At 66.8% G+C, this 3,457-nt stretch carries 1 protein-coding gene and 1 pseudogene; one reads left to right on the forward strand and one right to left on the reverse strand.

Annotation, left to right across the window (positions count from 1 at the left end; genetic code table 11):
- A pseudogene (locus ACZ7GZ_RS42745) lies at positions 1-401 on the forward strand (transposase); the annotation flags it as partial.
- Here the strand turns inward: ACZ7GZ_RS42745 and ACZ7GZ_RS42750 are convergent.
- Positions 347-2,545 carry a nitronate monooxygenase gene (locus ACZ7GZ_RS42750; RefSeq protein WP_471033218.1) on the reverse strand — a complete coding sequence of 733 codons (2,199 nt, stop codon included), beginning with the start codon at positions 2,543-2,545 and terminating at the stop codon, positions 347-349. The pseudogene ACZ7GZ_RS42745 and the gene ACZ7GZ_RS42750 sit on opposite strands and share 55 nt — an antisense overlap.
- Positions 2,546-3,457: the final 912 nt, after the last annotated feature.

Genomic DNA, 3,457 nt, shown 5'->3' on the forward strand with positions numbered 1-3,457 from the left:
CACCTGGCGGCAGGGCAGCAAGGGCACGATGGCCTCGCGCTTCGCCGTGCTCCAGGTGCGGCCGTCGGGAAAAGAGGCCTGCCGAACCGCCCAGGAACAGGCCGGTGGACGTAGCCGCTGGAACGGTGTGCTGCCGCTGCGGACGCCACTGGTCGAACGACCCGGACAAGCCGACGAGCCGACCGGTTACTGGATGACCAACCTGCCCGCCGACCTGGTGGTGGGCGAAAATGCGCTGGCGGATCGAGCACGACTACCGCGAGATGAAGCAGGCCCTTGGACTGGCCCACTTCGAAGGCCGCACCTGGAACAGCTGGCACCAGCACGCCACCCTCGTCACCGCCGCTCAGGCTTTCCTCACCCTGCGGCGGCTCGACGCCAAAGCCCGCATGCCAGCCTGAGCCTCTACCAAATCCTCGGCATCCTCCTGGACCTGCCGAGGTGCTGGACCGGCACCTGCACCACCTGCAGCCGCCCCCTCACCGCAAGCAGAACCAGAGCCAGAACCTAACGAAGCACTACTAGGCGCTATCGGCTCCTCATCCGCGCCGACACGTAATCGTTCCCGAAGCAAGTCCGCCCGTCGGGTGAGGAAGTCCGCCGCCCCCTCGGTCACCGAATGGTGCAGCGCGCTGATCGTGGTGGTCGCCGAGCGCAGTACTGCCACCTCCCCGGCCACGAACAGGCCTTCCTCGAGCTGACGTTCATCGCCGACTTGTGACAGCGCGCCGGTATTGTCTCTCCCTTCTCCCTTGCTGGCGATCCGCAGCCGTTCGACATGGAGGCGCTCCAGTTCCGTCCGGATCCGACGTTCGGGCATGGCCTCGACCTTCAGCTCGGCTTCCTGTTCCACGTAGTCCCGGCTGAACGGGCTGGGGATGCAGCGGGCGACGTGGCCCGCTGCGGTCCGAATCAGCACGGTCCGGCGGGCAGCCCGCACCTGCCGCTGAAAGAGAGGCTGGATCGCTCCGGTTTCCACCGCCTCTTCGGTGAACAGATAGGCCGTTCCCATGAGGACACCGACGGCGACCCCGCGCGCGGTGAGCGGCGCGGCGATCGTGGCGACCATCGCGGCCGAGCGCTCGTTGTGCACCCCACCGGCGAATAACACTTCCAGCCGCTGCGCCGAGTCCTTCCCCGCGTGGAACAGGAAGTCCTCCAGCACCGCAAGTCCGGCTTCCCACAACGGGAAGCCGGACCACGACCCGACGGGTCCGCCGCACTCCGATCCCTTGAAGACGAATCTGCGGGCCCCGGCCTCCAGGAACTCCCTTAGCAGCACTGGCGAGGACGCGTGCAGAAAGGTGCGGATTCCAGCCTGCTCCAGCGCCTGGGCCTGGGACGGCCGGCCGCTGGCGACGATTGCGTGCGTGGGTTTCAGCTCTCGTACGACATCAAGCTGTGCGCTCTGTATGTCCTCCGGCGCGGAGCCGAGCATGCCGACCCCCCAGGGCCTACCGGACATGGTGGCATGGGTCTCTACCAGCATTGCCCGCGTCTGCGCGCCATTCGCGAGCGCCAGAGCGACGAACGGCAGGGCACCGTCCGCGGCCACAGCGCCAGCAAACCCTGCCTGATCGCTGACCTGGGTCATCGGTCCTTGAGCAACCGGCAGCCGGATACCGAGCGCCCGGCTCATCGCGGAGCCGTCACGCAGCGCCTGGGCCGGTACGTCATCGCGTACAGCGTCCCGCACAGCGTCGGTCAGGGCGCGGACCGTATGCCCGACATCACCCCAACGCTCGGCGAAGCGGGCAGCGAGGAAGCCGTCCTGGCCCACTGGAAGCAGCTGGGTGCTCAGGTCCCGGGCCCCCAGCATCGCCGCCACCGTTTCGGGATCGTCGGCCGATACGAGCGGGGCGCTGGGACCACGACGGTGCAGCACCCGGTGACCGGCCATGAGAACGGTATCCGAGCCATCCATGGACCGCAGTTCTGCGGCCACCGCTTCGTCCAGCTCCGACTCGGCCAGCAGCGCCAGCTGGCTGTCCACTACGACCCCGCACGCTCCGCCGACCATACTGGCCGCCGCCGTACGCGGGCCGATGCCGCCGCAGACCCAGACCGGGATGTCCAAGCGGAGGTGCTGTAACAGGGCGAAGCTGCTGAGCTCCCCGACTCTGCCGCCGCTCTCACTACCGCGGGCGACCAGCCCATAGGCTCCGGCACGGACCGCTTCGAGGGCTTGCTCCAAGTCCGCGACCTCGACGAGTACTTTGAAGTGCGCGGCGACGTCACCGACGTGCCACGGCGAGCCGATGCCAAGAATCACCGCGTGCGGTTCGGCTCCCCCTTCCATCCCTGTCTTCCCTGCCACAATCTCTTCGGGGTTCAACCGGCAGCGGGCGCCGACCCGTACTCCGAACGGACGGGGTGCCAGATGCCGCATGTGCGCCAGCGCCTCTCTGGCATTTTGGTCTCCGGTCCCGAGGTCGAGTACACCGAGCCCGCCGGCGCGGCTGACCGCCGAGGCAAGTCTTGCGTCGGGCTCACCGAACGGGGTTATCCCAATGATCATTTCCGTGTTGCTGGCAGCAGATGTCATGGCTCTCCGGAGAATCACGTGGTTGCATGCGTGAAGACTGTGCTATGGAATGGTTATTACCATGACACAGTGGACGGTGGGCGCCTACTGGGTGTGAGATATCGGATGCCGATAAGCCGGTTCGGCCTCTCCCCGGAGATGTAATTCTGAATCGATGTGCGGACGTCTGTTGTTGTCGGACGAGAACGGCACGCCACATACCGCGCGGGCGGAGCCGAACCAACCCTGGCGCAGCCACTCGGCGTACTGAGACCTCAACGCCTCACAGTCGGGTACGGACGGTGCCACCAGATGGCAACGCCGCGTTTCGAAGAGTGATCCCCCGGCTTGCGGCTGAGCGGCAGACCAAGGCCGCCAGCCGGCACTACTGCACCCAACACGGCGGTGAAAACAACACATTCGAACGTCGGTCGACCAGATAGGGGAGTGTCGGCCGCTGGGAGACAGCGAGGGCCTTGAGTGTCTTCTGGTACGAGGACCACGTCGGCCAGGTCGGATGAATGGGTCATTACGGGGCAGGAGGGCGACGCGAAGCCTGAACCACGCGCTTTCCCAACAGGCCGGCGATCGACAGCCTGGGCGTGTGCTGTCCCGCTGGAGGGCGCATCCGCGGCCAAGACCTCGCCACGAAGCGGCGCGCCGAAGCATGCTTGTGAGCCAGGCGAAGCCACCGACTCCGACGACGAGGAGACCGGTAACAGCGGTCAGGCCGTCATGGTGGCCGAGAAGGGACAGGGCTTCGACGGCGGCACGGGCCACGCCCATGCTATCGGCAAGGCGTCGAGGCGGTCCTGCCGAGCGGTAAGGACGAAGGCGCGGGTCGTGTCCCTTGATGTGGTGTAGGCGATCAATCGTCGGTCGTGTTGGTGGTGTTGGGGAGTGCGGGGGCGCTTTTGCCGGGCTCGGTGGGGT

The organism is Streptomyces sp. NPDC037288 (assembly GCF_055603265.1).